Source organism: Bacillus sp. SW14 (assembly GCF_047608225.1).
In the GTDB taxonomy this organism is placed as follows: domain Bacteria; phylum Bacillota; class Bacilli; order Bacillales; family Bacillaceae; genus Bacillus; species Bacillus subtilis_G.
Genome location: NZ_JBLKRW010000001.1, coordinates 618,812 through 643,767 on the forward strand (window position 1 = coordinate 618,812; position 24,956 = coordinate 643,767).

The 24,956-nt window shown below is 44.1% G+C and carries 24 protein-coding genes; 10 read left to right on the top strand and 14 right to left on the bottom strand.

Annotation, left to right across the window (positions count from 1 at the left end; genetic code table 11):
- Positions 1 to 6 precede the first annotated feature (6 nt).
- Positions 7 to 894, bottom strand: a complete 888-nt coding sequence (gene alsR, locus ACMX2I_RS03205; RefSeq protein WP_414956147.1) for an acetoin biosynthesis transcriptional regulator AlsR — start codon at positions 892 to 894, stop codon at positions 7 to 9.
- 158 nt (positions 895 to 1,052) lie between these two features.
- Between alsR and alsS the strand changes: the two genes are divergently transcribed.
- The 3 genes from alsS to ACMX2I_RS03220 all read left to right on the top strand — a co-directional run bounded on the left by alsS (position 1,053) and on the right by ACMX2I_RS03220 (position 4,218).
- A complete protein-coding gene (alsS, locus tag ACMX2I_RS03210; protein WP_414956148.1) occupies positions 1,053 to 2,765 on the top strand; it encodes an acetolactate synthase AlsS in 1,713 nt (570 codons plus the stop codon).
- 59 nt (positions 2,766 to 2,824) lie between these two features.
- Positions 2,825 to 3,592: an acetolactate decarboxylase gene (gene budA / locus ACMX2I_RS03215; protein ID WP_414956149.1), complete on the top strand. Its 768-nt coding sequence runs from the start codon at positions 2,825 to 2,827 to the stop codon at positions 3,590 to 3,592.
- 98 nt (positions 3,593 to 3,690) lie between these two features.
- A complete protein-coding gene (locus tag ACMX2I_RS03220) occupies positions 3,691 to 4,218 on the top strand; it encodes an NAD(P)H-dependent oxidoreductase (RefSeq protein ID WP_148962585.1) in 528 nt (175 codons plus the stop codon).
- Between the two features lie 40 nt (positions 4,219 to 4,258).
- Here the strand turns inward: ACMX2I_RS03220 and ACMX2I_RS03225 are convergent, their stop codons facing one another.
- From ACMX2I_RS03225 to ACMX2I_RS03260, 8 genes are all read right to left on the bottom strand, one after another.
- Complete coding sequence (locus ACMX2I_RS03225; RefSeq protein ID WP_414956150.1) at positions 4,259 to 4,555, bottom strand: DUF3892 domain-containing protein; 297 nt, start codon at positions 4,553 to 4,555, stop codon at positions 4,259 to 4,261.
- Between the two features lie 166 nt (positions 4,556 to 4,721).
- Positions 4,722 to 5,258, bottom strand: a complete 537-nt coding sequence (locus tag ACMX2I_RS03230; protein WP_414956151.1) for an SH3 domain-containing protein — start codon at positions 5,256 to 5,258, stop codon at positions 4,722 to 4,724.
- Positions 5,259 to 5,366: 108 nt separating this feature from the next.
- Positions 5,367 to 6,284 carry a ribose ABC transporter substrate-binding protein RbsB gene (gene rbsB / locus ACMX2I_RS03235; RefSeq protein WP_333561023.1) on the bottom strand — a complete coding sequence of 306 codons (918 nt, stop codon included), beginning with the start codon at positions 6,282 to 6,284 and terminating at the stop codon, positions 5,367 to 5,369.
- Between the two features lie 13 nt (positions 6,285 to 6,297).
- Positions 6,298 to 7,266, bottom strand: coding sequence for a ribose ABC transporter permease RbsC (rbsC, locus tag ACMX2I_RS03240; RefSeq protein WP_414956152.1), 969 nt, complete (start codon positions 7,264 to 7,266; stop codon positions 6,298 to 6,300).
- 1 nt (position 7,267) lies between these two features.
- Entirely contained in the window at positions 7,268 to 8,749 is a 1,482-nt protein-coding gene (gene rbsA, locus ACMX2I_RS03245; RefSeq protein ID WP_414956153.1) for a ribose ABC transporter ATP-binding protein RbsA, read from the bottom strand.
- 15 nt (positions 8,750 to 8,764) lie between these two features.
- A complete protein-coding gene (gene rbsD, locus ACMX2I_RS03250) occupies positions 8,765 to 9,160 on the bottom strand; it encodes a D-ribose pyranase (protein WP_289348436.1) in 396 nt (131 codons plus the stop codon).
- Positions 9,157 to 10,035 carry a ribokinase gene (gene rbsK / locus ACMX2I_RS03255; protein WP_414956154.1) on the bottom strand — a complete coding sequence of 293 codons (879 nt, stop codon included), beginning with the start codon at positions 10,033 to 10,035 and terminating at the stop codon, positions 9,157 to 9,159. The genes rbsD and rbsK overlap by 4 nt, the downstream gene beginning before the upstream one ends.
- Positions 10,028 to 11,017 carry a LacI family DNA-binding transcriptional regulator gene (locus tag ACMX2I_RS03260; RefSeq protein WP_414956155.1) on the bottom strand — a complete coding sequence of 330 codons (990 nt, stop codon included), beginning with the start codon at positions 11,015 to 11,017 and terminating at the stop codon, positions 10,028 to 10,030. The genes rbsK and ACMX2I_RS03260 overlap by 8 nt, the downstream gene beginning before the upstream one ends.
- 782 nt (positions 11,018 to 11,799) lie before the next feature.
- Between ACMX2I_RS03260 and pgsB the strand changes: the two genes are divergently transcribed.
- The 5 genes from pgsB to ACMX2I_RS03285 all read left to right on the top strand — a co-directional run bounded on the left by pgsB (position 11,800) and on the right by ACMX2I_RS03285 (position 16,170).
- A complete protein-coding gene (gene pgsB, locus ACMX2I_RS03265; protein ID WP_087991735.1) occupies positions 11,800 to 12,981 on the top strand; it encodes a poly-gamma-glutamate synthase PgsB in 1,182 nt (393 codons plus the stop codon).
- Positions 12,982 to 12,995: 14 nt separating this feature from the next.
- Positions 12,996 to 13,445, top strand: coding sequence for a poly-gamma-glutamate biosynthesis protein PgsC (gene pgsC / locus ACMX2I_RS03270; RefSeq protein ID WP_003227889.1), 450 nt, complete (start codon positions 12,996 to 12,998; stop codon positions 13,443 to 13,445).
- An 18-nt stretch (positions 13,446 to 13,463) separates the two neighbouring features.
- Positions 13,464 to 14,606, top strand: a complete 1,143-nt coding sequence (pgsA, locus tag ACMX2I_RS03275; protein WP_414956156.1) for a capsular polyglutamate synthetase PgsA — start codon at positions 13,464 to 13,466, stop codon at positions 14,604 to 14,606.
- 14 nt (positions 14,607 to 14,620) lie between these two features.
- On the top strand, positions 14,621 to 14,788 hold the full coding sequence (gene edmS, locus ACMX2I_RS03280) for an extrachromosomal elements maintenance protein EdmS (protein ID WP_087991733.1): 168 nt from the start codon (positions 14,621 to 14,623) through the stop codon (positions 14,786 to 14,788).
- Between the two features lie 140 nt (positions 14,789 to 14,928).
- The gene (locus ACMX2I_RS03285; RefSeq protein ID WP_414956157.1) at positions 14,929 to 16,170 is read left to right on the top strand and encodes a C40 family peptidase; all 1,242 of its coding nucleotides are present in this window, start codon (positions 14,929 to 14,931) and stop codon (positions 16,168 to 16,170) included.
- Between the two features lie 36 nt (positions 16,171 to 16,206).
- Here ACMX2I_RS03285 and ywtE read toward each other — a convergent pair whose 3' ends face one another.
- Positions 16,207 to 17,067, bottom strand: coding sequence for a 5-amino-6-(5-phospho-D-ribitylamino)uracil phosphatase YwtE (gene ywtE, locus ACMX2I_RS03290; protein WP_414956158.1), 861 nt, complete (start codon positions 17,065 to 17,067; stop codon positions 16,207 to 16,209).
- A gap of 155 nt (positions 17,068 to 17,222) precedes the next feature.
- The gene (locus tag ACMX2I_RS03295) at positions 17,223 to 18,209 is read right to left on the bottom strand and encodes an LCP family protein (RefSeq protein ID WP_333561112.1); all 987 of its coding nucleotides are present in this window, start codon (positions 18,207 to 18,209) and stop codon (positions 17,223 to 17,225) included.
- Between the two features lie 323 nt (positions 18,210 to 18,532).
- Between ACMX2I_RS03295 and ACMX2I_RS03300 the strand changes: the two genes are divergently transcribed.
- Positions 18,533 to 19,915, top strand: a complete 1,383-nt coding sequence (locus ACMX2I_RS03300) for a sugar porter family MFS transporter (protein ID WP_414958287.1) — start codon at positions 18,533 to 18,535, stop codon at positions 19,913 to 19,915.
- Positions 19,916 to 19,951: 36 nt separating this feature from the next.
- Here ACMX2I_RS03300 and ACMX2I_RS03305 read toward each other — a convergent pair whose 3' ends face one another.
- The 3 genes from ACMX2I_RS03305 to ACMX2I_RS03315 are packed head-to-tail and all read right to left on the bottom strand — an operon-like array spanning position 19,952 to position 23,636.
- A complete protein-coding gene (locus ACMX2I_RS03305) occupies positions 19,952 to 21,076 on the bottom strand; it encodes a Ger(x)C family spore germination protein (RefSeq protein ID WP_414956159.1) in 1,125 nt (374 codons plus the stop codon).
- Positions 21,073 to 22,179, bottom strand: a complete 1,107-nt coding sequence (locus tag ACMX2I_RS03310) for a spore germination protein (protein WP_414956160.1) — start codon at positions 22,177 to 22,179, stop codon at positions 21,073 to 21,075. Before ACMX2I_RS03310 ends, ACMX2I_RS03305 begins: the two co-directional genes overlap by 4 nt.
- Before the next feature lie 5 nt (positions 22,180 to 22,184).
- On the bottom strand, positions 22,185 to 23,636 hold the full coding sequence (locus ACMX2I_RS03315) for a spore germination protein (RefSeq protein WP_414956161.1): 1,452 nt from the start codon (positions 23,634 to 23,636) through the stop codon (positions 22,185 to 22,187).
- 263 nt (positions 23,637 to 23,899) lie between these two features.
- Between ACMX2I_RS03315 and manA the strand changes: the two genes are divergently transcribed.
- Complete coding sequence (gene manA, locus ACMX2I_RS03320) at positions 23,900 to 24,850, top strand: mannose-6-phosphate isomerase, class I (RefSeq protein ID WP_414956162.1); 951 nt, start codon at positions 23,900 to 23,902, stop codon at positions 24,848 to 24,850.
- Positions 24,851 to 24,956 lie beyond the last annotated feature (106 nt).

Consider the following 24,956-nt stretch of genomic DNA (forward strand, 5'->3'; position numbering starts at 1 on the left):
CTTTTTTTATTTCCGTTTATTTAACGATTTGCATATATCCACAAATTGTCCCAGTATAGGGTTTTGACTGTCTTTGCGATATGCGATGATCCATTCTGCTTTAAGCTGAAAATGATCAACGCTTCGATATGTGACGTCAAGGTTAAACAGCCGTCTGGCCGAGGATGGGACAATGGTAATGCCGATGCCCGCTGTCACCAGTCCGATCACCATTTGATATTCTGTCGCTTCCTGAACGATATTCGGCACAAAACCCGCGTTTTCACAGAGCTGAATAAAGTCGGTATATAACGTTGGCCACGCTTCTTTGGAAAGGGTGATGATCGGTTCGTTTTCCAAATCTGTAATGTCGATTGATTCTTTTAATGCAAGCGGATGCTGTTTTGGCAATGCGAGGATGCATGGACTGCTTTGGGTTGTCTCAATTTGCAGCTCCGGATGCTCTAACGGCGGATGGAGAATCCCGATGTCGATATGTCCCTTGAGCAATTCCTCCTGCTGCCTGTAAGAAGCGATCTCTTTCAGTTCAATTTTCACAGAGGGGAATTTTTTACGGTATTCCCGGATGATCGGCGGCAAAAATTCATATGTAGCTGATCCGACAAAACCAATGACGAGATGGCCGTGCTCGCCGCGAGCCGTTCGCTGGGCCAGTTCAATCGCTTGATCAATTTGCATCAATGCAGTACGGCAGTGATTTAAAAATATTTCTCCTGCTGCGGTAAGCTCCACAAATCTTTTTGTCCTCTTGAGAAGCGTCACCCCGACTTCTTTTTCCAGCTGTTTGATCTGCTGGCTGAGAGGAGGCTGTGTCATGTTCAGCCGAAGCGCAGCTTTTCCGAAATGAAGCTCTTCGGCTACTGCGATAAAGTATTGAAGATGGCGAAGCTCCATTCATATGCATTCCTTTCCTTAGGTTAATAATTCGCAATACATATTAATCATAAGGCGAATCGATATTGGAGGTCAATTTCCAAAGAGTGTATAGTGAAACGTATCACAAGAAATATTTAAAATTTAATGTTTAAAATGCATAATAAGGAGTGAGGGTGTTGACAAAAGCAACAAAAGAACAAAAATCCCTTGTGAAAAACAGAGGGGCGGAGCTTGTTGTTGATTGCTTAGCGGAGCAAGGTGTCACACATGTATTTGGCATTCCAGGTGCAAAAATTGATGCGGTATTTGACGCTTTACAAGATAAAGGGCCAGAAATTATCGTTGCGCGGCACGAACAAAATGCAGCATTTATGGCGCAAGCAGTCGGCCGTTTAACTGGAAAACCGGGAGTTGTGTTAGTCACATCAGGACCAGGCGCTTCTAACTTGGCAACAGGACTGCTGACAGCCAACACTGAAGGTGACCCTGTCGTTGCGCTTGCTGGGAACGTGATCCGTGCCGATCGTTTAAAACGGACACATCAATCTTTGGATAATGCGGCGCTGTTTCAGCCGATTACAAAATACAGTGTAGAAGTTCAAGATGTGAAAAATATACCGGAAGCTGTTACAAATGCATTTAGGATAGCGTCAGCAGGTCAGGCTGGAGCCGCTTTTGTGAGCTTTCCGCAAGATGTTGTGAATGAAGTCACAAACACAAAAAGCGTGCGTGCTGTCGCAGCGCCAAAATTTGGTCCTGCAGCAGATGATGCAATCAGTGCGGCCATTGCAAAAATACAAACAGCGAAACTTCCTGTCGTTTTAGTCGGCATGAAGGGCGGAAGACCGGAAGCGATTAAAGCAGTCCGCAAGCTTTTGAAAAAAGTTCAGCTTCCATTCGTCGAAACATATCAAGCAGCAGGGACTCTTACAAGAGACTTAGAGGATCAGTATTTTGGCCGTATCGGCTTGTTCCACAACCAGCCTGGCGATTTACTTATTGAACAGGCTGATGTTGTTCTGACAATCGGTTATGACCCAATTGAATACGATCCGAAATTCTGGAATGTCAATGGTGACCGGACGATTATCCATTTAGATGAAATACTGGCTGACATTGATCATGCTTACCAGCCGGAGCTTGAATTGATCGGAGATATTCCATCTACAATCAATCACATCGAACACGATGCTGTGAAAGTGGAGTTTGCTGAACGTGAGCAGAAAATCCTGTCTGATTTAAAACAATATATGCATGAGGGTGAGCAGATTCCTGCAGATTGGAAATCAGACAGAGTGCATCCTCTTGAAATCGTAAAAGAATTGCGAAACGCAGTCGATGATCATGTGACAGTGACTTGCGATATTGGTTCACACGCGATTTGGATGTCACGTTATTTCCGCAGCTACGAGCCGTTAACATTAATGATCAGTAACGGTATGCAAACACTCGGCGTTGCACTTCCTTGGGCAATCGGTGCCTCATTGGTGAAACCGGGAGAAAAAGTGGTATCCGTCTCTGGTGACGGCGGTTTCTTATTCTCAGCGATGGAATTAGAGACAGCAGTTCGTTTAAAAGCGCCAATTGTACACATTGTATGGAACGACAGCACATATGACATGGTTGCATTCCAGCAATTGAAAAAATATAACCGTACATCTGCGGTCGATTTCGGAAATATCGATATCGTGAAATATGCGGAAAGCTTCGGAGCAACCGGCTTGCGCGTAGAATCACCAGACCAGCTGGCAGATGTTCTGCGTCAAGGTATGAACGCAGAGGGTCCTGTCATCATTGATGTCCCGGTTGACTACAGTGATAACATTAATTTAGCAAGTGACAAGCTTCCGAAAGAATTCGGGGAACTCTTGAAAACGAAAGCTCTCTAGCACTCTGCGCATCACGACACTGTTTGATACAGCACTAAACAAAAGGAGTGAAGGGAATTATGAAACGCGAAAGCAACATACAAGTGCTCAGCCGCGGTCAAAAAGAGCAGCCTGTGAGCCAGATTTATCAAGTATCAACAATGACTTCTCTATTAGACGGGGTATATGACGGGGATTTTGAACTGTCAGAGATCCCAAAATACGGAGACTTCGGTATCGGAACCTTTAACAAGCTTGACGGAGAGCTGATTGGGTTTGACGGCGAATTTTACCGTCTCCGTTCAGACGGAACTGCAACACCGGTCCAAAACGGGGACCGTTCTCCGTTCTGTTCATTTACGTTCTTTACACCGGACATAACGCACAAAATTGATGCGAAAATGCCACGTGAAGAATTTGAAAAAGAGATCATCAGCATTCTCCCAAGCAAAAACTTATTTTATGCGATCCGCATTGACGGATTGTTTAAAAAAGTGCAGACAAGAACGGTAGAATTGCAAGAAAAACCTTACGTGCCGATGGTTGAAGCGGTCAAAACGCAGCCGATTTTCAACTTCGACAATGTGAGAGGAACAATCGTAGGTTTCCTGACACCAGCTTATGCAAATGGAATCGCCGTTTCTGGCTATCACCTGCACTTCATTGACGAAGGACGAAATTCAGGCGGACACGTTTTTGACTATGTGCTTGAGGATTGCACGGTTACGATTTCACAAAAAATGAACATGAACCTGAGACTTCCCAATACAGCGGATTTCTTTAATGCGAATCTGGATAACCCTGATTTTGCTAAAGATATTGAAACAACTGAAGGAAGCCCAGAATAACAGAAAAAAGAAAGCCTCTTTGTACAGGGCTTTCTTTTTATTTGGCTATTTTCCTGATTTTAGATAAAATAACGTCAAAACGGTAAAGGTGTGTTCTAATGAAAATATTGGTTTTGGCAGTTCATCCTCATATGGAAACCTCGGTTGTTAATAAGGCATGGGCAGAGGAATTGAGTAAACATGACAATATCACAGTACGGGAGCTTTATAAGGAATACCCGGATGAAGCGATAGATGTTGCGAAGGAGCAGCAGATGTGCGAGGAATACGATCGGATTGTCTTCCAATTTCCGCTTTATTGGTACAGCTCTCCGCCGCTCTTAAAAAAATGGCAGGATCTTGTGCTGACTTTCGGCTGGGCCTTTGGTTCAGAAGGAAAAGCCCTGCATGGCAAAGAGCTGATGCTAGCTGTATCAACGGGGAGCGAAGCGGAAAAATATCAAGCGGGCGGAGCAAATCATTACTCAATCAGTGAGCTATTGAAACCGTTTCAGGCCACAAGCAATCTAATCGGCATGAAATATCTGCCGCCATATGTGTTCTATGGCGTGAAATATGCAAACGGAGAGGATATTTCCCTCAGTGCAAAACGGTTAGCCGAATACATCCAGCAGCCGTTTGCTTAAAAGAAAGCCCTGTCCAGCGTGCGACAGGGCTCTTTTAAAATTAAAAATCCGGCAGCTCGGACAGGTTGTTTTCTCTTATACCGTCCGGTTCACTTCGCAATATGTCTCGTCCGTATTTATGGAAGACATCAACATGAGCGAGTTTTCCCGCTTTTGCTTCTGACAGTGCAGAGGGATAGTCGAGCTCTCTTCCTGTGTTCGTTTTTACTGCGATTATATTGTCTTCCTCATTTCTTCTGACTGCAATAATTTCTTCTTTTCCAGATGGAACAGCTTGCTGCTCCGCGATTGTTTGCCGGTCTTTATACGTTTCATATGCTGCTTCAAATTGATCCATACTTACACCTCCATCTTTTAACGTGAACAAAAATACCGTTGATCATGTATGATTTCGATACGGCATACGACAATATTTCCTGAGAAATATCTTGGGAATATGACAAATCAATCCTTGATCTGCGAAGAAAAAAGGGATTCCGCATGAAAAACGGAATCCCTTTCAGTTATTTTGTCATGTGTAAGTCCTTTGTTTTCATATAGCCTGTCGCACCGCCGTAATCAACGAATACCCAATTAAAATCAAAACCGCCTTTTTTCGTTTTACTCCAGCCTAAAAAAGAAACGCTTGTGTCTGCCGGAAGAGTCTTGATGCTTTTTCCTTCAGCGGATGTATAAACTTGCGTTTTTGTTTTCGTTTTTACTGTTGTAGCTGCTTTTACAATGTAATGAGTGGAAACAAAGCCTGTTTTGCCGTTTTTATAATGAACCTTTGCCCAGTCAGCGTTTGCGAAGGAAATCAGCTTTAAGCTGTCGCCCAAGTGCAGTATGGCTGCTTTATGGCTTGAAGCGGAAGGCTTCGTTCTGACATTTAGAGCCTCTGTTGACACCAAATAGGAATCAATCGGATAGCTGTATAAATCATCAATGCTTACAGTTGTTTCTGGCTGTTGTGCATGGATCGTGCTTGCGCCCCCTGCAGAAGCCGCAGTCATTCCAGCTGCAAGTGCGAGAGTTGATAATACTTTTGTCGTTTTGTTCATTTCGTTCCTCTCCTCACGTAGAGAAATAATTCATTCTATTTCGCTATTCACGTTTTCACAGATTCCTAAACATGAAAAAGGACCAGAAAAAGATCTGGTCCGCGGCAATTATTTTTGTGTTTCAAGTTTGAGAGGCGCGGATATCATTTTTTCCACCTTTTTTCCGTGTAAAATATCATCTGCCGCTTCTGTAGCCAGTTTACCGATCAAGTCAGGCTGCTGAGCGACAGTTGCTGAGAGCTTTCCATCTTTAATCGAAGCGAGTGCATCTTTATTGCCGTCAAAACCGATCACTACAATATCTTTTCCCGAGCTGTTAATTGCCTCGAGAGCCCCGAGCGCCATTTCATCATTGTGAGCAAAAACAGCTTGGATTTCCGGATGTCCCTGCAGCAGGTTTTCCATGACAGTCAGGCCTTTGGTGCGGTCAAAGTCAGCTGATTGTTTTGTGACAATGTCGAGCTTTTGATCTGCAATGTTATGAAATCCTGAACCGCGTTCCCGCGTGGCAGAAGCGCCGGGCACGCCTTCAAGTTCTGCCACCTTTGCACCTTTTCCAAGCTTGTCGGCGATAAATTCTGCGGCCATTTCACCGCCTTTTACATTATCGGAAGCAACGAGGGTTTCTACTTTTCCTTGTTCCGCGGAACGATCGATTGTTACGACGGGTACATCGACTGAATTTGCATATTCTACTGCCGTTGAGATCGCCGAAGAATCAGTCGGATTGATTAACAATGCATCGACACCTTGCTGAATTAAATCTTCCACATCACTCGTCTGTTTCGATGAATCATTTTGTGCATCGACAATGATGATTTTCATTCCCCGTTTTTCAGCTTCTTTTTCGATGCCCTTTTTTAATGAGACAAAAAAGGGATTATTAAGTGTTGAGACGGATAAACCGATGGTGAATTCCTTTTTGTTCCCCGAGTTTGCCGGCTTTGCCCAATGGGGAGGTTCAAGCGAACAGGCAGTTAATAAAAACAATGATAACGTTAAAATGACGGATACAGCCTTTTTCATATAAAAAACCCTCCTATGCTGACTTCTTGCGGTCTAATAATACCGCAATTAAGATGACAATCCCTTTGACAACCAGCTGATAAAACGATGAGACACCAAGCAGGTTGAGCCCGTTATTCAGTGTGCCGATAATCAGCACTCCGATGAATGTGCCGATAATGCGCCCGCGGCCCCCGGAGAGGCTGGTCCCGCCTAAGACGACCGCCGCGATTGCATCCAGTTCATACGATTCTCCGGCAGTCGGCTGTGCTGAATGCAGACGGGAGGTCAATATGGCGCCGGCAAGGGCGGATAAAAGCCCGGCTAATGAATAGATCATTACTTTCACGCGTGTTACTTTAATGCCCGAAATAAGCGCGGCTTTTTCATTGCCTCCAATTGCGTACGTTCGGCGTCCGAACGGTGTTTTATGAAGAAGAACCCAAAGGATGACAAAGGCGAGAACCATTGTAATGGCCGGTACAGGGATGCCTAAAAAATAACCGCGTCCGAACAGCTGAAAAGCGTAGTTTGTGCCAAGTCCGGTAATCGGGTTTCCGTCTGTATACACAAGCGTCAGCCCGCGAAACACAGTCATGGTCGCAAGCGTGGCGATAAAGGGCGCCATTTTTCCTTTTGTGATCAATAGTCCGTTGATCATGCCGAGTACGGCACCAATGATACAGCCGAGAATGATCGCAAGAACCGGATCGAGACCGGATACAATCATCCCTGCGACTAAAGCGCTGGACAGGGCAAGAATAGCGCCGACAGAAAGATCAATGCCGCCTGTTAAAATCACAAAAGTCATGCCGAACGCGATTAATCCGTTAATGGCGACCTGGCGAAGCAGGTTTAAAATATTCAGTGGTTCAAGAAAGCTGGGATTTAAAATAGATACAATGATAACGAGAATAAATAAACCGAGAAACGGGCCGAGTTTTTGCATGACTCCGTCGAAGTGAATCCGTTTTTGTTCTGTTTGCAGCTGTTCCGTTTTCATATTACCGCCCTCCCGTGGCAAGTGTCATAATTCGTTCTTGTGTTGCTTCCTGCGCGTGGATTTCTCCGCTGATTCTGCCTTCATGGACAACGATAACGCGATCGCTCATCCCGAGAATTTCCGGCAGCTCTGATGACACCATAATGATGGCGACGCCGCGCTCAGTCAGCTCATTCATCAGCGAATAAATCTCCCGTTTCGCGCCAACATCCACACCTCTGGTCGGCTCATCCAAGATGAGCACTTTTGGTCCGATCCCGATCCACTTGGCAATCACAACTTTTTGCTGGTTGCCTCCTGATAAATGGCGTGCGTGCGTTTCCGGTGATGCCGTTTTGATGGTCAGGCGTTTGATTAAAAGATCGACAAATTCAGCTTCCCGCTTGTGATCAATGAGGCCTTTAGGAGAAAAACTGGACAGATTGGGCAGGGCGATATTCTCGCGAATTGAAGTGTCGAGCAGCAGCCCTTCATCTTTGCGGTTCTCTGTAATAAAGCCGAGCCCTTTTTTTACCGCATCCTGCGGGTTCTTAATGACCGTCTTTTTTCCAGCGATCCATATCTCACCCGAGTCCAGCCTGTCAACGCCGAATAGCGCTCTCATGATTTCTGTCCGGCCGGCCCCCATCAATCCGGAAATACCAACGATCTCACCGGAACGAACAGAAAAGCTGACATCTTCAAAACGTCCTTTTACGGAGGCGTTTTTCACCTCGAATATATTGTCACCGAGTGAAGGAGCCCGTTTTGGATATCGTTCAGTCAGCTCGCGTCCAACCATTTTTTTGACGACTTCATCAAAATCGGTTTCAGAGATGTTTGTTGTATCTACCGTTTTTCCGTCACGCATGATGGTGATTCTGTCGCAAATCGCAAAGATTTCTTCCATGCGATGTGAAATGTATACGATGGATACGCCGTTCTTTTTTAACGCTGTAATGACCTCAAAGAGTTTGCTGATTTCCCGTTCCGTCAAAGCAGCGGTAGGCTCATCCATAATGATCACCTCGGCATTTGTCATGAGCGCTTTTGCGATTTCGACCATTTGCTGCTGTCCGACGGAACACTCGCCAGCTTCTTGATCAAGAGAAAGAGAGACAGACAGTTTGTCAAATTGTTCTTTTGCTAGCGCTTTCATTTTTCTTGTTTGTAAAACGCCCAGCTTGGAGACTATCTCTTTCCCGATAAATAAATTCTCAAGAACGGTCATTTCCGGCCAGATATTCAATTCCTGATGGATAAAGGCTATTCCATGCTGTTCCGCTTCTTTCGGATTGGAAAAATACATTTCGTTTCCGTTTATGCGGATTTGCCCTTGATCCGATCTATGCAGGCCTGTCAGAATGTTCATAAGCGTGGACTTGCCGGCGCCGTTCTCTCCCATTAATGCGTGAACCTCGCCAGGCACGAGCTGAAAGGAAACGCCTGACAGTACTTGGTTTTTTCCGAATGCTTTTTGAATGTCTTTCATTTCAATCTGCATGTTCCATCCTCCTTTCTAGAAAAGCACACCCGCCTGCAGGATGCAGTTGGCATATGGTGTGAATTCGCCTGTTCTTATAATGGCTTTTGCTTCTTTTGTCAGCTGCTTAAATTCCTCGTGAGAAAGGTATTCAATCTCCTGTTCAGAAAAAAGGTTCTCTAGAAATCTGGCATTCTCCTGATTAGCAGTTTTTATTTCAGATGCAGCAATGACTTTTTCGACCGCCATTTCTTCTGCGAGCACCGCCGCGGTATCTTGAAAAGCCGGAAGACCCGGCTTCAGTGAAAGATCAATTTTCAAAACGCCATCAGGAACAGGCAGCCCCGCATCTGCAATGACAATTTTATCAGTGTGGCCAAGGTCGGCTAAAAGCTTGGCAAGATGGCTGTTCAGTATTCCGTGTTTTTTCATGACAACAGCTCCTCTACTTCTTTTCTTGTCGGCATTCCGCCTTGGGCACCGAAGGAACAGACAGAAAGGGAAGCGGCGCGATTGGCAAACCGCAATGCGGCTTCAATGTCTTTTCCCTCTGCCAGAGCCACGGCGAAGGCTGCGTTAAACGTATCACCGGCTCCGGTTGTATCAACGGGCTCAACGGGGAAGGAAGGGATAAGCCGTTCTTTACTTCCGGCTGAATAACGGACGCCCTGTTTTCCTTCCGTAATAAAGAGCTTTGCCGGATACAGCGCCAAGGCTTCAGAAACGGTAAGCCCGGGGAATAATATTGACGCCTCGTGTTCATTTGGCGTGAGATAGGAGGCGTGGTCAATTGTTTCCTGTCTCAGCGGTCGGGCCGGTGCCGGGTTGAGCATAATCGGGATATCGAGAGAATGGCAGTATCTGCACACCTCATCAACTGTTTCCTCGGGGATTTCCTGCTGAATCAGGACCATATCAACTTCAATTTGTTCAAGCGCATCTATCGCATACGATGGAGTGATATCATCATTCGCACCTTTGACGACAACAATGCTGTTATCACCTTCGGCAAGCACTATGTGGGCGGTTCCGCTATCTTTGTGTGTAACCGGTTCCATATAGTCGGTGCGAACGCCGTTTGCTTTTAAATTATCCAAAATGGCTGTGCCATAGTGATCATCTCCGACCTTACCGACCATAAACACGTGAGCCCCAAGTCTGGCAGCAGCAACGGCCTGATTGGCTCCTTTACCGCCCGGCACAGTCTGAAACGACGTGCCAAGTACTGTTTCACCGGCTTTTGGGCGTTTGTCCGAGGTGACCACTAAATCCATAGAACAGCTACCAATTACACAAATATTACGCATCGTGATCTTCCTTTCTTGTCGTCTTTCTTCTTATATAGGTGATGGACATTTGAATTGCCGTTTCTGTCAGGGGCTGTTTTTTGATGATACGCAAAAGCAGTTTGGCCGCTTCTTTTCCCATATCATATGCGGGCTGTTTAATTGTAGACAGGGGCGGGAACAGCAGCTCGCTTTGCGGAATGTCATCATAGCCGATAATTTGAATATCCTCCGGCACCTTTCTTCCGCGCCGCAAAGCTTCATGTAAAACCGCAGCGGCTTGAATATCATTACTCGCTATCACACCGTCTGTCTCTGGATAAGCGGCAAACAGCTCCTTCGCCATCGATTGCGCATCCTTGAAAGAAAATGAAGCCGTCTCGATGACCTGAAAATCAACTTCAGCCTGCTTTAAGATCTCTAAAGCGCCGTGAAAGCGATCTTGAGCGGTCGGCAGGTGAGCGGGGCCTCTCAAGAGCGTAATGTGCTGGCTTTTTCCGTGAATGATGGCTTCGGCCGCTAATTTTCCCCCGGTGCGGCCGTCACTGGACACAGAAGGAGCGCCTTCAGGTGTTCTGTCCAGAAAAACGACTGGGTGATTCATGCCGTTGTATTCCTCAAGGTCCGGGTAATTCGTTGCGGCAATAATGCCTGCGACATGATTTTGCTTAAAGGTTTGAAGGTACTCAAGTTCTTTTTTCAATTCCTCGTCACTGTTACCGAAAATAAGGCGATAGCCTTCCCCGTTCAATTCATCCTCAGCACCGCGGGCAAGCTGGGGGAAGAAAGGGTTTGTGATATCCGGGAGCAAAAGCCCGATCAGCCGGGATTCTCTTTTGTAAAGAGATCGGGCGACTTCATTTGGGTAATAGTTCAGCCGTTCCATCGCCGCTATGACACGCGTTCGCGTTTCTTCGTGTACATAGCCGCTGTCATTTAGGACGCGGGAAACCGTCGCAACAGAAACGCCCGCCGCTCCGGCGACATCTTTAATTGTAGCCAAAACAGCTCCTCCTCGTTTATGTAACCGTTTACATAGATAGATTATCATGAGCGATCTGAAGTTGGCAATAAAAATATCAAAAGAAATCTATTGTAAATTGTATATATAATTGTGAAATTTAAGGTTTTCACTCTTTTTTTGACAAAGTCTTCACAAATCTGGATGAAGTTTTCTTGAACAAATATTAAGTTTTATTAAAATTGTTTCAAAGTCATGCGTTTAGACCTGTAAATGAGAAGAAAGAGAATAGACTATCCGCCCAGAAAATGTTTAATAATGTTAGAGAATTCAGACCCGTATATTTAACATTTTCATTGATGACCCCAATAGTCTTTTTGGAATAGGCCTCATATTGCCTCTTCCATGCAGAAAGGATGACATGATGGCCTTATCCTTAAGAAATAGAATAAAACCATTTTGTGTTCATAAGAACCGGAAATACGCATGATAACAGGAAAATCTTGATATCACACGCTGAAAAAAAGATTGATTTGAAATACATATTAAATGCGAACAGCGGGGGGTGACTATACGTCCATAAGGATATCAGGAGGAAAATGAAAGCGCATTCCTTTTGATTTTTAAAAAAAGAGATAAGGTGTAAGTCCTGCCGTTTTCCAAATTTAGAAAGCAGTTTGTAGGTACAAAATCTCTTTCAAAAGAGAAGTTTGGCTTAGTGGGTTAGGGAAGATTATGCTACATAATGCCGATTGAGAATTCATAGTGATTCTATATACTGATGAATGAATTTACAACAATATAGAAGGAGATGTCGAAAAGCAATGTGGTTACTCATTATAGCCTGTGCTGTCATACTGGTCATCGGAATATTAGAAAAACGACGACATCAGAAAAACATTGATGCCCTCCCTGTTCGAGTGAATATTAACGGCATCAGAGGAAAGTCCACTGTGACAAGGCTGACAACCGGAATATTAATAGAAGCCGGTTACAAAACTGTCGGGAAAACGACAGGAACGGACGCAAGAATGATTTACTGGGATACTCCGGAGGAAAAGCCGATCAAACGGAAACCTCAGGGGCCGAATATCGGTGAACAAAAAGAAGTCATGAAAGAAACAGTAGAAAGAGGGGCCAACGCTATTGTCAGTGAATGCATGGCGGTTAACCCGGATTATCAGATTATCTTTCAGGACGAATTGCTGCAAGCCAATATCGGCGTGATTGTCAACGTTTTAGAAGACCATATGGATGTCATGGGGCCGACGCTCGATGAAATTGCGGAAGCGTTTACTGCTACTATTCCTTATAATGGCCATCTTGTCATTACAGATAGTGAATATACCGAGTTCTTTAAACAAAAAGCAAAAGAACGAAACACAAAAGTCATCATTGCTGATAACTCAAAAATTACAGATGAATATTTGCGTAAATTTGAATACATGGTATTTCCTGATAATGCTTCACTGGCACTGGGTGTGGCTCAAGCACTCGGCATTGACGAAGAAACAGCGTTTAAAGGAATGCTGAATGCGCCGCCAGATCCGGGAGCAATGAGAATTCTCCCGCTGATTAGTCCGAGCAAGCCTGGGCACTTTGTTAATGGGTTTGCCGCAAACGACGCTTCTTCTACTTTGAATATATGGAAACGTGTAAAAGAAATCGGTTACCCAACTGATGATCCAATCATTATTATGAACTGCCGGGCAGACCGTGTCGATCGGACACAGCAATTCGCAAATGACGTATTGCCTTATATTGAAGCAAGTGAACTGATCTTAATCGGTGAAACAACAGAGCCAATCGTAAAAGCCTATGAAGAAGGCAAAATTCCTGCAGACAAATTGCATGATTTAGAGTACAAGTCTACAGAAGAAATTATGGAATTGTTAAAGAAAAGAATGCACAACCGTGTCATATATGGCGTCGGCAATATTCATGGCGCCGCAGAGCCTTTAATTGAAAAAATCCACGAATACAAGGTTAAGCAGCTCGTAAGCTAGGAGGAAATGCAGACATGTTCGGATCAGATTTATACATCGCACTCATTTTAGGTGTACTACTCAGTTTAATTTTTGCGGAAAAAACAGGGATTGTCCCGGCAGGACTTGTTGTACCGGGATATTTAGGACTTGTGTTTAATCAGCCGGTCTTTATATTACTTGTTTTGCTAGTGAGCCTGCTCACTTATGTGATTGTGAAATACGGTTTATCGAAATTTATGATTTTGTACGGACGCAGAAAATTCGCTGCCATGCTGATAACAGGGATCGTCCTGAAAATCGCGTTTGATTTTCTATACCCGATTGTACCATTTGAAATCGCGGAATTTCGAGGAATCGGCATCATCGTGCCAGGTTTAATTGCCAATACCATTCAGAAACAAGGATTAACCATTACGTTCGGAAGCACGCTGCTATTGAGCGGAGCGACCTTTGCTATCATGTTTGTTTACTACTTAATTTAATGTAAGGTGTGTCAAACGATGAAAAAAGAACTGAGCTTTCATGAAAAGCTGCTGAAGCTGACAAAACAGCAAAAAAAGAAAACCAATAAGCACGTATTTATTGCCATTCCGATCGTTTTTGTACTTATGTTCGCGTTTATGTGGGCGGGAAAAGCAGAAACGCCGAAAGTCAAAACGTATTCTGACGACGTTCTCACAGCCTCATTTGTCGGGGATATTATGATGGGGCGCTATGTTGAAAAAGTAACGGATCAAAAAGGGGCAGACAGTATTTTTCAGTATGTTGAACCGCTCTTTAAAGCCTCTGATTATGTAGCCGGAAACTTTGAAAATCCGGTAACCTATAAAAAGAATTACAAACAAGCAGAAAAAGAAATTCATATGCAGACGAATAAGGAATCAGTGAAAGTCTTGAAGGATATGAACTTTACGGTTCTCAACAGCGCAAACAACCACGCAATGGATTACGGCGCTCAGGGCATGAAAGATACACTAGGAGAATTTGCGAAGCAAAACCTTGATATCGTTGGAGCGGGATACAGCTTTAGCGATGCGAAGAAGAATATCTCGTACCAGGAAGTCAATGGAGTAACCATTGCGACGCTCGGCTTTACCGACGTGTCTGGAAAAGGCTTCGCGGCTAAAAAGAATACGCCGGGCGTACTGCCCGCAGATCCTGAAATCTTTATCCCTATGATTTCAGAAGCGAAAAAACATGCAGACATCGTCGTTGTGCAGTCACACTGGGGACAAGAGTATGACAACGATCCAAACGACCGTCAGCGCCAGCTTGCAAGAGCTATGTCTGATGCGGGAGCTGATATCATTGTAGGCCATCACCCGCACGTCTTAGAACCGATTGAAGTTTATAACGGAACCGTGATTTTCTACAGCCTCGGAAACTTTGTCTTTGATCAGGGCTGGACGAGAACGAGAGACAGCGCATTGGTTCAGTATCACCTGAAGAAAAACGGAACAGGCCGCTTTGAAGTGATGCCGATTGATATCCATGAAGCGACGCCCGCACCGGTGAAAAAAGGAAGCCTTAAACAAAAAACGATTATTCGCGAACTCACGAAAGATTCTAATTTCGCATGGAAAGTAGAAGACGGAAAATTGACGTTTGATGTTGATCATAGCGACAAACTAAAATCTAAATAATAGGAGTGATAAAAATGAAATTTGTCAAAGTTATCTGGCCGTTTGTTGCCGTAGCTATCGTATTCATGTTTATGTCAGCTTTTAAATTCAATGATCATCTGACAGATCAGGAAAAGCAGAAAATTGATACGGAAATGCACAAAATCCAACAGCAGGAAGAACCGGCAAACGCCAATAAATAATTCAAAAAAGAGAGTGTCTCATGAGGCATTCTCTTTTTATTTGCCCAGCATATTCATTCTGTAAAAATATCAAAAAGTCTCTTAACATATTCAAAAAAATACCGATGTTAAAACTGCAAATAGAGGAGGAGATAATAAAAGTGAACACACTGGCAAACTGGAAGAAGTTTTTGCTTGTGGCGGTTATCATTTGTTTTTTGGGTTCAATTATCACAAAAGCGGGGATTGCGGAGGCTGATACGTCATCTGAACTGATGATCAGCGAAGCGAAAAAACTGCTTGGATATCAGTATAAATACGGCGGTGAAACGCCGGAAGAGGGATTCGATCCTTCGGGATTGATTCAATATGTTTTCAGTAAGGCTGATATTCATCTGCCGAGATCTGTGAACGACCAGTATAAAGTCGGAACGGCCGTAAAACCGGAAAATCTGCAGCCGGGCGATGTTTTGTTTTTCAAGAAAGAGGGAAGCAGCGGGACTGCTCCGACACACGTTGCTCTTTACATTGGAGACGGCCAAATGATTCACAGTACGCAATCAAAAGGGGTTATCATCACCAATTACAAAACGAGCAGCTATTGGAGCGGATCTTATATCGGGGCGAAACGAATCGCAGCCGATCCGGCAACTGCTGATGTCCCTGTCGTTCAGGAGGCCGAGAAATATATCGGCATTCCATATGTATTTGGCGGAAGCACACCGTCAGAGGGCTTTGATTGCTCAGGACTCGTGCAATATGTGTTTCAACAGGCACTCGGCATTTATCTGCCGCGATCAGCCGAACAGCAGTGGGCAGTGGGAGAGAAGGTAGCCCCTCAGAACATACAGCCGGGTGATGTCGTCTATTTCAGCAATACGTATAAAACGGGAATTTCACATGCAGGCATTTATGCTGGCAGAGGAAGATTTATTCAGGCAAGCCGGTCAGAAAAAGTAACCATTTCCTACTTGTCAGAGGATTATTGGATATCGAAGATGACAGGCATTCGCCGATTTGACAATCTGGCAATCACGAAAGAAAATCCGATTGTGTCCGAGGCAACGCTTTATGTCGGAGAAGTTCCCTACAAAAAGGGCGGAGTTGCTCCAGAGACAGGATTTGATACAGCCGGATTTGTCCAGTATGTATACCAGAAAGCAGCCGGTATTTCCCTGCCTAGATACGCAACAAGCCAGTTCAAAGCCGGAAGTATGATTGAGAAGGCGGATCTGAAACCGGGAGACATTGTGTTCTTCCAATCAACAAGCTTAAATCCCGCCATCTATATCGGAAACGGACAAGTTGTTCATGTCACATTATCAACCGGCGTGACCATCACCAATATGAACACGAGCACGTATTGGAAAGATAAATATGCGGGAAGCATACGGGTGCAATAACAGGACAAAGACTCCAGAATCTCTGGAGTCTTTTCTTTATGCGTATTGGCCGGAAAGAAGCTGGTCAATAAAGTAAGCCACACCATTTTCGTCATTGCTTTTTGTGACGAAGGTGCTTTTTTCTTTTAATTCATCGATCGCGTTTTCCATAGCGATACGGTGTCCGGCGACTTCAAACATGGACAAATCGTTCGGACTGTCGCCGATCGCATAGATATCCTGTGTTTCAATTCCGTATATTTCAGCCAGCTCTGTCAGCGCGCGTCCTTTTCCTGAAGAGGCCGGCAGGATTTCGATAATATGTTTTCCAGAAGAGGTTTGTGCCAGTTTTTTATGATGGTTCAGCTCTTCCTTCGCTTGTTTCAGCTTGTCCATATCAAAGGAGAAGCAAAGAAGCTTATAAATGTTTTCGCTGCCGTCAAAAACCGATTCGATATGAGGGATCCGTTTAATGCCAAACTGCTTGAACTGAGTCATGGCTCCTTGCCACAATTCATCGGTCTTTTCGCTTGGATTTGCGCTCTTTAGAATATCAAGCTCCGCATGCAGCTTATCCTCACCATCAAAAGGAGAAAGCAGATGGTCATCTGTATATACCTCAAAGTAAATGTTTTTCGACAGTAAGTAATCAGCGATAGCCTTACCGGCCTCCTGATCCATTAATGTCCGGCTGATCAGGCGGTAGCCTTTGTCATGAACCGTACCGCCATTTGCCGCAATGATAGGGATATCCAGATCTTCCAGCAGCGCTTTTACATCAAACGTTGCTCTTCCCGTGCAAATGGTGACGAGGATGCCGGCATCAATGGCCCGCTTGATCGCTGCTCTGTTTTCAGCAGAAATGACGCTTTCCTTATTCAGTAATGTTCCGTCTAAATCAATCGCAATACATTTCATATGTAGGGTACCTCCTTAAAAATGAAGCTGCTTCGAGTAGTATGTTCAGCTTTCCTGCGAAACATTAACCATATCTATCAGGCTAAACGTTACTTTGATCATTTTCAACAAAAATGGGCAAAAAAAACGGAATGACCTTTGCCATTCCGTTCAAATCAGTTATTTAGGGCATCCTTTAGTTCAGTTTTAACTTCTTCAAGTTTTTCGTTATCAAGCTGCAAATAATACAGTTTTTTACCCTCACGTGAGCTATAGAGGTACGTGTCTGATCCCGTAAGCTGTTCAGTATCAATTGATTTTAAAGATGTTATAAAAGGAAATAAACCGATGGCATCATTTAAAGATAAATTCATCTTTAAATTTTCCCCTAGACTATCAACAATATCATCATAGGCTGGAATAGAGCTTAGGGACTTGGATTTTTTAATAATTGCATTTAATACTTCCATTTGTCTTTGGCCACGTTGAAAATCTGTATCGGCTTTTCGCGTTCTTACATATGCAAGTGCCTCTTCACCATCAAGAGTCTGAACACCGGTTTTTAAGACAACTTTCCCTTTTGTATCTTTTTTGATTTGATTCGCAACTTTTTCACTTTTTATATCTACTCTCACACCATTTAACTCGTCAACAACATCTTTAAAGGCATCAAAGTTACTTTCTACTACATAATCTACTGGAATATCCAACAGATCTTCCACTGTTTTGGCCGTGAGTTTTACACCTCCATACGCATGAGCATGAGTAAATTTATCATAGCCATAACCCGGAATATTTACATAGGAGTCTCTAGGGATGCTCAACATTGTAGCTGTTTTGTTTTTTCGGTTAAACGTAACCAATACATTGGCGTCACTCCGGGCATCATTAACTGTCTCGCCATTTGCATCTCTGGCATCGATACCGAGAAGCAGTACAGTAAAAGAATCTTTTTTCGGGTCAAATTCTTTAATACGTTTAACGGATTGACCATTCTCATTCAAATCAATATGCGCTTGTTTTGACGCATTGTTCAGCTTGACATAAGCATAGGCGCCGACAGATCCTGCCGCAATGACTAGAAATGCCATCAAACCGGCAACGATTTTCACCCATTTTCTAAGTCGTCTCTTTTTCTTTCTGCGGTGCGTTCGTTCTTCCATATCAATATCCTCTCGTTTCTTTAGTATTTGAAGAGTACCATTTATTTTGCCATGGGACAACTCTTCAAAAGACATTTTTCGATAAATATTCCTATATTTATAAGTTCCTGTTCTTGAAAGTTGATATTTTAAATGTGATGAATCACCTTATATTGGACGCTCTAGCAGATAAAATGTTTCGATGACGTTGAAAAAAATGCAAGTAAATGATTGGAAACTTAGGGGCTGCAAAACGAAAAGGTTTAATGGCCGGAAAAAGAGGCTAAAAGATTTCTAATAAACTTCGCAACAATGTCATTGAAGCTGAATGGAGAAAGGGAGTCATTGTTATGAAAAAGCAGTCGAATATATGGCTTTATTTTTTTGGCGCTCTTGGAGGCGCGTTATACGGTTATGACACCGGAGTGATTTCCGGCGCTATTTTATTTATGAAAAAGGATTTAGGATTAAATGCCTTTACAGAAGGGCTTGTTGTCAGCTCTTTATTGGTTGGGGCGATATTAGGTTCAGGAACGGCCGGTAAGCTGACTGACCGTTTCGGAAGAAAAAAAGCGATTATGGCGGCCGCGCTGCTGTTTTGTATAGGCGGTCTGGGTGTGGCACTCGCCCCGAATACGGGAGTCATGGTGCTGTTTCGCATTATATTAGGACTTGCAGTGGGGACTTCGACGACGATCGTGCCGCTCTATTTATCTGAACTGGCGCCAAAGCATAAGCGCGGGGCGCTGTCATCGCTGAATCAGCTGATGATCACGGTCGGCATTCTGCTTTCTTACATTGTCAATTACATATTTGCCGATGCCGAAGCGTGGCGCTGGATGCTTGGATTGGCTACTGTGCCGTCTCTGCTCCTGCTGATTGGCATTTTGTTCATGCCGGAGAGCCCGCGCTGGCTGTTTACGAATGGCGAAGAAGGCAAAGCGAAAAAGATTCTTGAAAAATTGCGTGGCACAAAAGATATTGATCAGGAAATACATGATATTCAAGAGGCGGAAAAGCAGGATGAAGGCGGTCTGAAGGAGCTGTTCGATCCATGGGTTCGCCCCGCCCTGATTGCCGGCTTGGGACTGGCGTTTTTACAGCAATTTATCGGAACGAATACGATCATCTATTATGCGCCAAAGACCTTTACAAACGTCGGATTTGGAAACTCCGCTTCGATTTTAGGAACGGTCGGAATCGGCACAGTTAATGTGCTCATGACATTAGTAGCGATAAAAATTATCGACAAGATCGGGAGAAAGCCGCTATTGTTATTCGGGAATGCCGGGATGGTGATCAGCTTGATCGTTCTCGCTCTGGTGAATCTCTTTTTCGATAACACCGCGGCTGCCTCATGGACGACAGTCATTTGCTTAGGCGTGTTTATCGTTGTTTTTGCGGTCAGCTGGGGACCGGTTGTCTGGGTGATGCTTCCTGAATTGTTTCCGCTCCATGTCAGAGGAATCGGCACTGGGGTATCGACCTTGATGCTGCACGTTGGGACACTGATTGTTTCACTAACCTATCCAATATTAATGGAGGCAATCGGCATCAGTTATTTATTCCTGATCTATGCCGCGATCGGCATCATGGCGTTCAAGTTTGTCTGGTTTAAAGTGACAGAGACGAAGGGGAAAAGCCTTGAAGAAATTGAGCAGGATTTACGGGACAAAAACGGACAGGGGGGATCGGCTGGGAAACAGCAGACGGCCGAAACAACATAAAAAAGGGTGCGCGATCATGCGCACCCTTTTGATTGCTCACTTTCCTACTGTGCCGAAGTTAATGATTTTGAAAGAAATATCGTATGTGAAATCAGCCTCTGAAAATAGGTCATCCCAATGTCCTTTTACTTTATGCCAGTATTCTGGGTATTGAACCCGAATGTGTTCGGATAAAAAGACCGGATCGGTTTTATACTCATGCTGCAGTTTATCCATGACCTTCTTTATATCGCGTTCAAGCTTTTTCTCAAAAATGTTCTCCAGCCTGCTCAAATAGCTCTTACTAAAGGAGTTTTCATTCGGGTTTTGGTCTTCTGTCAGGATGCCCTTTGTTTTGACAGAAATTCGAAAGACTGGCTTGCCGTTTTCAATGGACGGTTTAATTTTCGTTTTTGACTTTTTAATCTCAAACGTAATCGGATGTCCTTTAACTTTCGTCGGCATAACGCCGCCTTGAATCGTTCCCACGACCCACGTCAGCGTTTGTGTTTCATTTGGTGAAAGAAATCCAACGAGTTTATTGCTGCCGCTTTTGATAATGCCCGCCCCGTCATACGTTGCTTTTCCCTTTTGGTTTTTCACGGCTTGAATGAGAAAACTGTAGCCATTTTGGCTATAGACAGAAGCCCTGCCGATGCGAAGCGGCCTCATAATCTTACCGTTATATCCTCTATGAGTTGTCAAATCAATCAGTTTTTCAGTGGGCATCGGCTGCTGCTGGCTGGGGCTTCCTTTTGTAAAGATATCAGCCGCTTTCCCTCTGGCTGCCATCAAATAGCTGCTTCGCCGTAGCTCGTCATCCCGAATAAAATGGTTAAAGACTTGATCTATGTTTTGGTTCCTCATCAGTTTTTCTCCCAAAAGAATCAATTTTAAATGATCGCTATAAATAGGAGGGTCCTTGACAGATACATCACTGACTGCTTCCAGAATGGTTTTCCCTTGGGATGTCACATGAACAAATTCGGGTTTTCCGGATGCTTGGCTGTCTTCACTTTGGGGAAGAAGGTTTTGGTACGTTAATTTATACTGATGATCATCTGTCTCATCGATTGCCAGTCCTCTTGCGAAGGATAATTTCTCAATATTTTTGACATCCCAGCATCCCGAGAGAACCTGCAGCATCAGAAACATGACTGCGAGTTTTGTTATGATCTTCATCCAAGCTGCCCCCTCCCCAGTTTTTTCTGTACCCAGCTTAAAAACCAGGTGAAGAATGGGATTGCAATCACAAATAAAAATACATATCCGAGAAGTGTTCCATAATAAAATACCTCATTCAGGTCCTTGGGATACATCGTTACGAAAAACGTCCCAGCCAGCATTGCAGCCAAGAGCCATGGATTGTTTTTATTTTTCAAATGAAAAATTTCTGTTAATCCAATATGGGCGCCTTTGAAGGAACCGAGCATACAGGCAAATTGCTGGGCTGTCCAGGTTAGCTGTAAAAACAGATCGAATCGTTCAATAAAAATACCCGGAACCTCTAATGCGTGAATGAGGGAAATGGTCGGCCAAGTCACTGTTTTTGCCTCTGCCACAGTCATACAGCCAATCACAATGAACAACGTAATGCTGTAGAACACTGTGGAAGTCGCGATGCCCAAAGCAACAGCCTTTTTCACTTGCTTCGGATCTCTCATAAACGGGACGAGATAAAATATGATTTCAAATCCTGAGAAATATAAAAGCGTCTTTGGGAATAAAGAGAAAAAACTTTGATAGCCTCCTTCAAAAACAGGCCGGATAAAATCAAGCTGAAATAAGCGAAAGCTGAACAACAGGAGCATCATAAAAATAATAAGAGTCATAGGAAAAATATAAGCGTATACCTTTGCAATGGGATAAACGCCTCCGCCCACATGATAGATGGCAACTGCGAGAAATATAAAAACGACAACTGACATTGGCGTATTTTTCAACAGAAAGAATCCGACGACCTCTCCCAAAATCCGTGCTTGATAGCAAACAATCCCAATGAAATATAGACAGATAAACAAATTCAATAGTGGGCCGATGAATTTTCCAGCCGTGATGCTGTTGAGCTTAAAAAGAGTTTTTCCGCTGTTTTTTTGAAGGAAAGGTAAAAAAAGCAGAGCGATCATAATAAAAATAACGCCCTGCAGCAGGATCATAATCCATCCGCTTGGACTGCCGGTTTCAGCAGCTGAGCGGGGAAGGGTTAGGACCCCGGCACCGATCAGTGTGCTGCTTATCATAATAAGCGTCTGCATAAAAGTCAGCTTATGCTCTGATTTTTTCATAGCCATCACCTTTGTCTGATGTTATCTTCGGGATCATTTCGTGTCGGTCTTCTTTTAAAAAACTTCGTGGGAATACGGATGACGGTGTCCTTCAAATCCTGTCCGGGCTGTGCCATGATCGGAATGATGTAATCTTGCCCGAAGCTTTTCAGGCGCATCAAGTGGCCGATCACAAACAGGAAAACCATAACGACGCCATACATGCCAAGTACTGCTGCACTTATCATTGCAGTAATGCGTATCAGCCGCAGAGGAAAGTTATAGGCGTATGAAGGAACGGTAAAAGATGCCAGTGCTGTGACAGAAACGACAATGACCATAAGGGCGCTGACGATTTGCGCCTGAACAGCTGCCTGTCCGATGACAACTCCGCCGATAAGGCCAATGGTCTGACCGATTGGCTTTGGCAGTCTCAATCCGGCTTCTCTGATCAGCTCGATCGTAAAGATCATAAAAAAAGCTTCTACAAAAGGCGGGAATGGCACATTAAGCCTGCTGCCTGCAATGGAGATCGCCATTCGGGTCGGCAACAGCCCAGTGTGGAAAGAAACGAGCGAAATATACAGACCGGGCAAATAAATGGTGATCAAAATGCTGGAATACCGAAGAAGGCGTATAAGTGACATCGGAATCCAGCGCTGGCTGTAATCATCAGGCGAATGAATGAATTCATCAACCGTAGCCGGCACAATCAAAGCGAACGGGGTGCCATCTACCAATATGGCTACCCGTCCTTCTAATAGAGAAGCTTCTGCCCGATCAGGCCGTTCAGTGCTTAATATCGTGGGAAAGATCGAAAACGGTTCATCTTCAATCAGCTGTTCAAGTGTGCCCGATTCCGGCAGATCATCGATTTTGACTGAGTTCAGCCTTTTAAACACTTCCTTGACGACATAATCAGGAGCAATATCTTGAATATAAGCGACAGCGATTTTCTTTTTCGTCCTTTTTCCGAGAATCATTTCCTTTATGACGAGGTTAGGATCACTTGTCCGTTCACGCAAAAGCGCTGTGTTTGTCCGCAGCTTTTCAATAAATCCTATTTTCGCACCGCGTTCCACGATTTCGGAGGAGGGCTCTTCAAGACTGCGTGTTTTTAATGTTTTCGTGTCAAAAGCTAATCCTTCGCGATAGCCATCAGCGAACAAAACGGCATGCCCTGTAAAAACGAGCTGTTCTATTTCTTTCATTTCAGAGACAACGCTATGGTGAAAACCGAAAAAAAAGGCGGATAAGTCTTCAATCGAGCCTTCCTTATGGGCTAACGCCTCTCTTTGTAAAGGAGAAATGACGTATTGCGCCAGCATTTTATTCTCTGTCAGACCGTCAATATACAGTAAACACGCCTTCCGTCTGCTGTCTCCAAAAGCAAATGAATAGAACATCATATCGTCGTTTTGTCCCCATTTTTTTTTCAATGCATCTAAGTTGTTCTGGAGATCAGAGTCGATGTGCATAGTTTTTCTCCTTTGTAAACAGATTGACGGTTTTTATTAATTTGTATCAAAAAAGGAGAATTATTCTTCTCAAGGAAAAGGCTGAAACAAAGCTTCTTTTCGACGTGATATAATATAAAGGAAGCGTTTTCTTAAAGGGGTTGTCAAAAGATGATGCTTTATACATATGTTGTCTTAGGAATAAGACAGCTTATACGGGCGTTTGTAAGGGGGGCGCACCGGGAAAATAATGATCAGCTATTTACAGGGGAGGGGTACGGATCATGACGCAATCACCGATTTTTCTAACGCCTGTTTTTAAAGAAAAAATCTGGGGCGGCACCGCTTTACGAGATAGATTTGGATACGGTATTCCTTCCGAAATGACGGGGGAATGCTGGGCCATTTCCGGTCATCCAAAAGGACCGAGCACTGTAGCGAATGGCCCGTATAGAGGAAAGACATTGATCGAGCTTTGGGAAGAGCACCGTGAAGTATTCGGCGGCGTGGAGGGGGACCGATTTCCGCTTCTGACAAAACTCCTGGACGTGAAGGAAGATATGTCGATAAAAGTTCACCCTGATGATTATTATGCCGGAGAAAACGAAGAGGGAGAACTCGGCAAGACGGAATGCTGGTACATCATTGACTGTAAAGAAAACGCGGAGATTATTTATGGGCATACGGCCCGCTCAAAAACAGAACTTGTCACAATGATCAACAGCGGTGACTGGGAAGGCCTGCTGCGAAGAATCAAAATTAAACCTGGTGATTTCTATTATGTGCCGAGCGGAACGCTGCACGCATTGTGTAAAGGGGCACTGGTGTTAGAAACACAGCAAAATTCAGATGCCACATACCGGGTGTACGACTATGATCGGCTTGATCACAACGGGAGTCAGAGAGAGCTTCATTTTGCCAAAGCGGTCAATGCGGCCACAGTTCCTCATGTGGACGGGTATATAGATGAATCGACCGAATCAAGAAAAGGAATTACCATTAAAACGTTTGTCCAAGGGGAATATTTTTCGGTATATAAATGGGACATAAATGGCGAGGCTGAGCTGTCTCAGGATGAAGCCTTCTTGCTTTGCAGCGTGATTGAAGGAAGCGGTTCACTGATGTATGAAGACAAAACATGTCCGCTCAAAAAAGGCAATCACTTGATCTTGCCCGCTCAAATGCCCGATTTTACGATTAAAGGAACTTGTACACTGATCGTGTCTCATATGTAAACTTAATCTCACTTCGAGATTAAGTTTTTTTTATTAAAAAATGGAAGGGATTCACCTGTAAATGAAGTGTACGCGTGCCGATAAATAAACTAGTTTTATATACTCA

Bases quoted from the DNA above. Each gene is read 5' to 3' on its own strand.
- alsR (WP_414956147.1), bottom strand. From the start codon at position 894: ATGGAGCTTCGCCATCTTCAATACTTTATCGCAGTAGCCGAAGAGCTT.
- budA (WP_414956149.1), top strand. From the start codon at position 2,825: ATGAAACGCGAAAGCAACATACAAGTGCTCAGCCGCGGTCAAAAAGAG.
- ACMX2I_RS03220 (WP_148962585.1), top strand. From the start codon at position 3,691: ATGAAAATATTGGTTTTGGCAGTTCATCCTCATATGGAAACCTCGGTT.
- ACMX2I_RS03225 (WP_414956150.1), bottom strand. From the start codon at position 4,555: ATGGATCAATTTGAAGCAGCATATGAAACGTATAAAGACCGGCAAACA.
- ACMX2I_RS03230 (WP_414956151.1), bottom strand. From the start codon at position 5,258: ATGAACAAAACGACAAAAGTATTATCAACTCTCGCACTTGCAGCTGGA.
- rbsB (WP_333561023.1), bottom strand. From the start codon at position 6,284: ATGAAAAAGGCTGTATCCGTCATTTTAACGTTATCATTGTTTTTATTA.
- rbsC (WP_414956152.1), bottom strand. From the start codon at position 7,266: ATGAAAACGGAACAGCTGCAAACAGAACAAAAACGGATTCACTTCGAC.
- rbsA (WP_414956153.1), bottom strand. From the start codon at position 8,749: ATGCAGATTGAAATGAAAGACATTCAAAAAGCATTCGGAAAAAACCAA.
- rbsD (WP_289348436.1), bottom strand. From the start codon at position 9,160: ATGAAAAAACACGGAATACTGAACAGCCATCTTGCCAAGCTTTTAGCC.
- rbsK (WP_414956154.1), bottom strand. From the start codon at position 10,035: ATGCGTAATATTTGTGTAATTGGTAGCTGTTCTATGGATTTAGTGGTC.
- pgsB (WP_087991735.1), top strand. From the start codon at position 11,800: ATGTGGTTACTCATTATAGCCTGTGCTGTCATACTGGTCATCGGAATA.
- pgsC (WP_003227889.1), top strand. From the start codon at position 12,996: ATGTTCGGATCAGATTTATACATCGCACTCATTTTAGGTGTACTACTC.
- pgsA (WP_414956156.1), top strand. From the start codon at position 13,464: ATGAAAAAAGAACTGAGCTTTCATGAAAAGCTGCTGAAGCTGACAAAA.
- edmS (WP_087991733.1), top strand. From the start codon at position 14,621: ATGAAATTTGTCAAAGTTATCTGGCCGTTTGTTGCCGTAGCTATCGTA.
- ywtE (WP_414956158.1), bottom strand. From the start codon at position 17,067: ATGAAATGTATTGCGATTGATTTAGACGGAACATTACTGAATAAGGAA.
- ACMX2I_RS03295 (WP_333561112.1), bottom strand. From the start codon at position 18,209: ATGGAAGAACGAACGCACCGCAGAAAGAAAAAGAGACGACTTAGAAAA.
- ACMX2I_RS03305 (WP_414956159.1), bottom strand. From the start codon at position 21,076: ATGAAGATCATAACAAAACTCGCAGTCATGTTTCTGATGCTGCAGGTT.
- ACMX2I_RS03310 (WP_414956160.1), bottom strand. From the start codon at position 22,179: ATGAAAAAATCAGAGCATAAGCTGACTTTTATGCAGACGCTTATTATG.
- ACMX2I_RS03315 (WP_414956161.1), bottom strand. From the start codon at position 23,636: ATGCACATCGACTCTGATCTCCAGAACAACTTAGATGCATTGAAAAAA.
- manA (WP_414956162.1), top strand. From the start codon at position 23,900: ATGACGCAATCACCGATTTTTCTAACGCCTGTTTTTAAAGAAAAAATC.